The sequence below is a fragment of the Actinospica durhamensis genome (assembly GCF_018139695.1).
Classification (GTDB): Bacteria; Actinomycetota; Actinomycetes; order Streptomycetales; family Catenulisporaceae; genus Actinospica; species Actinospica durhamensis.
This window is the reverse complement of sequence record NZ_JAGSOG010000381.1, coordinates 1-6,540: the sequence shown is the minus strand read 5'-3', so window position 1 is coordinate 6,540 and position 6,540 is coordinate 1. Positions and strand designations below refer to the sequence as shown.

The 6,540-nt window shown below is 67.1% G+C and carries 6 protein-coding genes; 5 read left to right on the top strand and 1 reads right to left on the bottom strand.

Annotated elements, in window-relative coordinates; translation table 11 throughout:
• On the bottom strand, positions 1 to 166 hold a 166-nt coding region (locus tag KDL01_RS46270; RefSeq protein WP_212533567.1), incomplete at its 3' end, for a DoxX family protein.
• A 90-nt stretch (positions 167 to 256) separates the two neighbouring features.
• Here KDL01_RS46270 and KDL01_RS38015 point away from each other — a divergent pair.
• From KDL01_RS38015 to KDL01_RS37995, 5 genes are all read left to right on the top strand, one after another.
• A complete protein-coding gene (locus KDL01_RS38015; RefSeq protein ID WP_212533566.1) occupies positions 257 to 727 on the top strand; it encodes an HIT family protein in 471 nt (156 codons plus the stop codon).
• 264 nt (positions 728 to 991) lie between these two features.
• Positions 992 to 1,255 (top strand): hypothetical protein, encoded by a 264-nt coding sequence (locus tag KDL01_RS38010; protein WP_212533565.1) that lies wholly within the window; start codon positions 992 to 994, stop codon positions 1,253 to 1,255.
• A gap of 316 nt (positions 1,256 to 1,571) precedes the next feature.
• On the top strand, positions 1,572 to 3,173 hold the full coding sequence (locus tag KDL01_RS38005; protein ID WP_212533564.1) for an ArnT family glycosyltransferase: 1,602 nt from the start codon (positions 1,572 to 1,574) through the stop codon (positions 3,171 to 3,173).
• Complete coding sequence (locus KDL01_RS38000) at positions 3,170 to 5,104, top strand: glycosyltransferase family 2 protein (RefSeq protein ID WP_212533563.1); 1,935 nt, start codon at positions 3,170 to 3,172, stop codon at positions 5,102 to 5,104. The genes KDL01_RS38005 and KDL01_RS38000 overlap by 4 nt, the downstream gene beginning before the upstream one ends.
• Positions 5,097 to 6,221: a glycoside hydrolase family 26 protein gene (locus KDL01_RS37995; protein WP_212533562.1), complete on the top strand. Its 1,125-nt coding sequence runs from the start codon at positions 5,097 to 5,099 to the stop codon at positions 6,219 to 6,221. Before KDL01_RS38000 ends, KDL01_RS37995 begins: the two co-directional genes overlap by 8 nt.
• Positions 6,222 to 6,540 lie beyond the last annotated feature (319 nt).

Below are 6,540 nucleotides of genomic sequence, written 5' to 3'. Positions count from 1 at the left end.
CCGCCACCTCGACCCCGCCGATGGCCCGCACCCCCCACATCGGCGCGTCCTTCACCCACTGCATCATCGGCAGCAGCTGCTCGCGGGACTGGACCACCTTGATCCCGCCCCCGTAGAGGTAGAACAGGGCCAGAACGCCGGCGGTGATCCAGAACGCGATATGCATGGCCCTATTGCACCGCCCGCACGCACCCCCCGTCCAGCGGCCGGGGCAAATCCGGTAGCCCGCGAGGACGGCCCGTGCGATGGTGATGCGATGGTGACCGGCACGAGCGGCTGCGTCTTCTGCGGGATAGTCGCCGGACGGCTGCCGTCGCGACGAATCCTCGAAGACGAACACACCGTGGCGTTCCTCGACATCAGGCCCGCCGCCCCCGGCCACACGCTCGTGGTCCCCCGAGAGCATGTGCGCGACCTGTGGGACGTGTCCGCGACCGTGCACGGCCAGGTCGCCGCCATGGTGCACCGGGTCGCCGGCCTGCTCGCCACGGCGCTCACCCCCGACGGCATCAACGTGAAGCACAACTCCGGCAGCGCCGCCGGACAGGACGTCTTCCACTTCCACACCCACGTCGTCCCGCGGTGGCAGCACGACGGTCTCGACCTCACCTGGCGTTCCCCGCGTGCCTCGCCCGATCGACTCGATGACGTCCTGAAGCGGATCAGGCGCGCGACCGAGCCGGACCAGGCATTGCGTGTGAGCACGATGAATGCCCATCCCCATTGATGTGACATCCATCACTGGAGCGCGCCCATCAAGGCATCGATCCGGGCTACGGATCCCACTGAGCGCGCATGGCATTCCGCCTCCGGATTGACCTTCATAAAAAGCTCATAGAAAGACCATTGACTCCCGCCGCACGCCCCACTCCGCTGCCGGTATCCGGTTGACATTGCCTTCTCATCATTGAAATATAAGCTTCTGCGAGTAAGGGGTCGGCGCCACGTGCATGGCCGTGAGCGGGCGTGAGGTAGAGAGCGAGACCAGTCCATGTCGATGTCAGCCGAGGTTTCGGGCAAAGACCCCGGTGACGAGAAGTCGGCCGCACCCGAGACTTCCGGCGGGAGCCGCCGCCGGCTGGGTCGGCCTCGGGGTCCGGTCCGCGTTCCGCTGACCGTGCGCATACTGGCCGGACATAACGAGCGCCTGACCGAAGAGGTCGCACTACAGGGCCTGAGCCCGCAGTATCTGGTCGAGCAAGCCCTCGCCGAGTACTTCACGAGGCTGGACCGCCAGCGCGGCGACGCCGCCTAGCCGCCGACTCCGCGTCATTCCCGCAAGCCTCGGGGAATGATATTCCGCCAGCGGAAATGTCGACCAGATCGCCGGTATGAATGCAGGCCGTCGGCTTTCCATCCCGCAACGCAAAGAGTTCTTGACTGTGCTTTTGCCGAGAACGAAGCCTGTTGTAGCATGACGGCGCGCGGGCGCCACCTTTGCGTTCAGCCGCATTTCCAGGAAATCAGTGGTTCTCACGCCGCGCGCGGCGCCGACAACCGTGGCCGGCCGTGGAGGGTGGATTCTGTGATCTGTGCCGCGCATTCGCGCCCGCGGGCATTGTGGACGGCGGATGTCTGAGACCGTCGTTCTGCCGCGCATCAGGCCGCTCACATCACCCGAGGCGCCCGACCCGGAGCCGGCCCGGGGCAGCCGGTTCGGGATCAGCCGCCGGTGGTGGGGCCGGATGCCCCTCGCGGCGGTGCTCGCGGCCCAGGCGGGTATCGCGCTAAGCCTCGGCGACAGTGCCTTCGTCGACGAAGCCTGCTACCTGTTCTCCGGGCACACGGAGTGGACCGGGCTGCTCGGCGGCCAGGGGCCGACGATGGACTACGCGACCTTCTTCTCCGGCTCGCCGTACCTCTACCCGCTGATCGGCGCCGTGGCCAATGCGATGGGCGGGCTCGGTGCCGCGCGCGGGCTGAGCCTGGTATGCATGCTCGGCGCCACGATCATGCTGTATCGGGCGGCCGTGCTGCTGTTCGGCCGGCGGGCCGCGATCTGGTCCGCCGCCCTGTTCGGCCTGTGCGGGCCGTCGCTGTTCATGAGCCACCTGGCGACCTTCGACGCCCCGGCCGTCTTCCTGCTCGCCTCAGGTTTCTTCTACGGCATCCGGTCCGGCCGGAACAAGGTCCTGATGATGGAGGCGGTCGCGCTCACCACGTTCGCGGTCGCCTTCAAGTACGCGGCTCTGGTGTACGCGATCCCGGTCATCCTGGTGGCGGCGATCTGCGCGGTGCCTTCGGTCGGCTGGCGCTGGGCCGCGGTGCGCGCCGGGCTGCTCGGGTCCTTCATGGCCCTAGCCGGCTTCGCCCTGCTGTGCCTGGCCGGACGCACCACGGTGACCGGCCTGATGTCCACCACGCTGGACCGGCCCGCGGCCACGAACACGGTCAGACAGGTGGCCGAGCGCTCGGGTGTGTACGTGGGCTTCATCCTGATCCTCGCGGTCTTCGGCACGCTGTGGTTCATGCTGCGGCGGCGTCCCGCGAGCGTCACGCCCGCTTCGAGGACCCCGATGACGGACGACTGGAACTGGAAGGCCCGCGCGCTGCTCGCCGTCGTCCTATCCGGATCGGCCCTCATAGCCCCGCTCGGCGACATGCGCCTGCACACCCTGACGTCGCTCGAGAAGCACGCCGGGTACGGCCTGATGTTCGCCGCCCCCATGGGCGGCTGGCTGATCGACAAGCTGGCCGGGCGAGCATGGTGGCGCATCGTGCCCGCCGTCGCGCTGGTCGCCGCGCTCGGTACGTACGGCGCCAATCAGGCCCACGAATTCTTCGGCGAATGGCTGAACTCCACCACGTACATGCAGAAGTTGGAAGCGGCGACCGCCGACGTACCGGCCGGCACCCACATCCTGGCCGAGGACCCGTGGGTGGAGCGCTACTACCTCGGTGACCGGGGCGAACGGCTGGTCTGGAACGACACCTACGGCCTGTCCTTCACCTCGGACGGCAAGACCCTCACCGGCGTGCCCGCGTACCAGGCGGCGATCTCGCAGCGCTACTTCGGAGTCGTGTTCATCGACTACAACGCCACCCCGGGCCTCGACCTGACCCTGGACCAGCTGTTGGCGACGAGCGGCTACCAGCGCACCGCGATCCCGAGCTACGACCGCTACGGACGGACCGACGTCGAGATCTGGACCTTGATCGGAGTTCGCCGATGACCACGCTGGACGGACACGGCGCCGCGGCGGCGCCGGTCACGGACCCGGCCGCCGACGACGAGGCCGGCGTGCCTGTCGTCGCTGTCGTCGCTGTCGGCGCCGAGAGTGCGTCCGGCGACGTTGCCGGCGACCTTCCCGGCGGCCGAGGACGCAGACGAAAGATCCCCGAACAGGTCACCGAACTGCTGCCGCGGATACCGTCGGCACACCTCTTGCAACCCGTCGACGACGAACGTACGCCCGAGCCCACCGACGCGGCCCAGACCGTCCTGCTCTCCCGCATCACCCTGCTCCCCTTCAAGCGTTCGCCGGCCCCGGCACGCGATCGCCTCACCTGGGGCGACGAGCCGGACCCGTACGGGGACGAGCAGCTGTGGCGTCCGGAGCTGTTCACCGCGACGGTGAAGGCCACCGGCACGGTCCTGCCGAAGCCGCCGTCGCAGCGCACGGAGAAGCACCTCTACAACGAGCGGCGCATGTGGGTGCTCATCCTGGGCATGGTCATGAGCGCCCCGTTCCTGCTCTACACACAGCTCGGCTTCCTGGCCAACTCGATGCGGCTGTGGGTGCTCTTCCCGGTCGTGATGATGACCCCGACCGTCATCGTGATCCGCCTGTTCCTGGAGATCGGCACCCGCGGCTTCGACTTTCACGCCCACAGCGAGCTGGTCGCGCGGTGGGGGCCGGAGACCTACCCCAGCGTCGACGTCATGCTCCCGGTGTGCGGAGAGAGCCTCGAGGTGCTGCGCAACACGTGGACGTACGTGGCGGCGCTGCAGGACGGCTACCCCGGCGTCGTCACCGCCTACGTCCTCGACGACGCGGCCAGGCCCGAGGTGGCGACCATGGCCGCCGAGTTCGGCTTCCGGTACGGCTCCCGGCCCAACCGCGGCTGGTTCAAGAAGGCCGGCAACCTCAACTTCGGCCTCGAACGCTCGACCGGCGAGTTCATCCTGATCCTGGACGCGGACTTCGTGCCCAGCGCCGAGATGTTGATGGAGACCCTCCCCTACTTCGAGCAGGACCCGAAGCTGGGGATCCTGCAGACCCCGCAGTTCTTCCGCAACGCCGGCGAGCAGACCTTCGTCGAACGTGGGGCCGCGACCTCCCAGGAGCTGTTCTACCGGGCGGTCCAGGTCGCCCGCGACCAGCGTGATTCGGTGGTGTGCTGCGGAACCAACGCCGTCTACCGGCGCGCCGCGTTGGCCGAGAACGGCGGCATCACGCTCATCTCCCACTCGGAGGACGCCCACACCGGCATCGACCTGCGCCGGCTCGGGTGGAAGGTGCGCTACCTGCCGGTCAACCTCGCCTCCGGCCTGTGCCCCGCCGACGTCGACTCGTTCTTCAGCCAGCAGTACCGCTGGTGCGCCGGCACGATCAGTATCGTCTCCGACCGCACCTTCTGGCGCACCAAGATGCCGCTGCGCGCGCGGCTCTACGACATCGTCGGTTTCCTCTACTACGTGGAGACCGCCATGTTCACGATCCTCAGCCCACTGATCGCCGTGATCCTGTGCCTGGTCACGCCGCACGAGGTAATCCTGCGCAACTACCTGCTCGTTCTGCCCAGCGCGCTCTACACCTTCGTGATGACCCCGCTGTGGCACCGGGTCCGTTGCGGCGTGGACATGTGGCCGGTCACCGTCGTGGTCAGCTGGTCGAACATCTTCGCGTTCTGGGACGCGCTGCGCGGCCGGCAGATGTCGTGGCGCCCCAGCGGCGGAAAGAAGAAGAGCAACCGGAGGCTGTGGCTGGGCCTGTGGACCTGGAGCCTCGGCGCGGGCGCGCTCGGCGTCGTGCTCTCCGGCTGGCGCATGCTCGACATGAACACCGCCGCCTTCACCCCCATCTTCGTCCCGGCCGTCTTCTATCTCGTGACCATCCTGCGGATCCTCGGCACGAAGTGGACGACCCCCGTTGATGCTTGAGCGCACCTTCACCCGAGCCCTGTTCGCCGCGAGCGCGGCGGCCACCGGCCTGTTCCTGATCTTCGCCTACTCCCACCCCGTCTCCGACACGTCCGCATCGGCATCCGCGGCCGCGTCCGCGTCCGCCGGGTCGACAGCGCCGACGAGTTCGGCGGAGGCAGCAACAGGTTCGGCATCGAACGCCACCACTCCCACCCACACCGCGGCATCGTCCTCGACCAGCGTGGAGACACAGTCCACCAACGCCACCGTCAACGTCTCCACCCTGCTCGACCCCACCAAGAAGTACCTCGGCATCGCCCAAGACGGCATCCCCGACGACATGACCGGCCTGACCAAGCTGAGCAAAGAAATCGGCAAGACGCCGAACATGGTCGCCTACTACGTCCCCTGGGGTCAGTCCCTCAACCAGACCTGGGTACTCAACCTCGTCAACGACGGAATCCTGCCGCTCATCCAGTTCGAGCCCACCACCCCGTCCATCGCCGACATCGCCGCCGGCGCCTCGGACGCCTACGCCACGACCCTCGCGCAGACCATCAAAGCCCTCAACGTGCCGATCGTCCTGTCCTTCGGCCACGAGATGAACGGCAACTGGTACAACTGGGGCACCAAGGGCACGAGCGCGGCCGACTTCGTCAAGGCCTGGCGACGCATCCACGACATCTTCAGCAAGGTCGGCGCCACCAACGTCATCTGGCTCTGGGACGTCAACGTCACCTACCCCGTCCCCGACATCGCGCTCGAGCCCCTGTATCCGGGCAACGCCTACGTCAACTGGGTCGGCCTCACCGGCTACTACAACACCACTCCCGGCGGCCGCTCCACCTTCGACACGCTGTTCGAGCCCACGATGGAACAGGTCCGCACCTTCACCGAGAAGCCCTTCCTCATCGCCGAGACCGGAGTCTCCCCCAGCGCCGAAAAGCCCACCGAGATCAGCAACCTGTTCACCGGCGTGCAAGCCCACTCCGACGTACTCGGCTTCGTCTGGTTCAACTACGACAAGAGCGGCGCCAACGAGACCGACTGGATGATCAATTCGGACCCGACTTCCGCCGCCACCTTCGCCGAGCTCGCGAAGGCCTCGACCTGGGGCTTCGCCATCACACCATAGCCACCAAGGCTTTCCCAGAAGCATTCATTTCCGTAAGCATAAATGCCGCCAATTCGGCGGCCACCAATGCACGAGAATAGCGCGCCAATCAAGTCAAGATTACGCCAAGAACGCGAACAGACCTTGCCCCACCAATCCCCACAACTATATTCTTCGGAATTGAATCCATAAGAAGCCAAGCTCGCGCAGAGAGCGCATAGCCGCCTGCGCCTCAGCCCCGAAGGCTATGGCCCCCACCATGAGTAGTTCCGGCGCACTGATCTCCGTCTCCTTCAGTGCACTGTGCGCAGCAGGCGGAACAGCCGCCCGCCCCAGAACC

Coding starts and splice junctions, on each gene's coding strand:
- KDL01_RS38015 (WP_212533566.1), top strand. CDS start 257: ATGGTGACCGGCACGAGCGGCTGCGTCTTCTGCGGGATAGTCGCCGGA.
- KDL01_RS38010 (WP_212533565.1), top strand. CDS start 992: ATGTCGATGTCAGCCGAGGTTTCGGGCAAAGACCCCGGTGACGAGAAG.
- KDL01_RS38000 (WP_212533563.1), top strand. CDS start 3,170: ATGACCACGCTGGACGGACACGGCGCCGCGGCGGCGCCGGTCACGGAC.
- KDL01_RS37995 (WP_212533562.1), top strand. CDS start 5,097: ATGCTTGAGCGCACCTTCACCCGAGCCCTGTTCGCCGCGAGCGCGGCG.
- KDL01_RS38005 (WP_212533564.1), top strand. CDS start 1,572: ATGTCTGAGACCGTCGTTCTGCCGCGCATCAGGCCGCTCACATCACCC.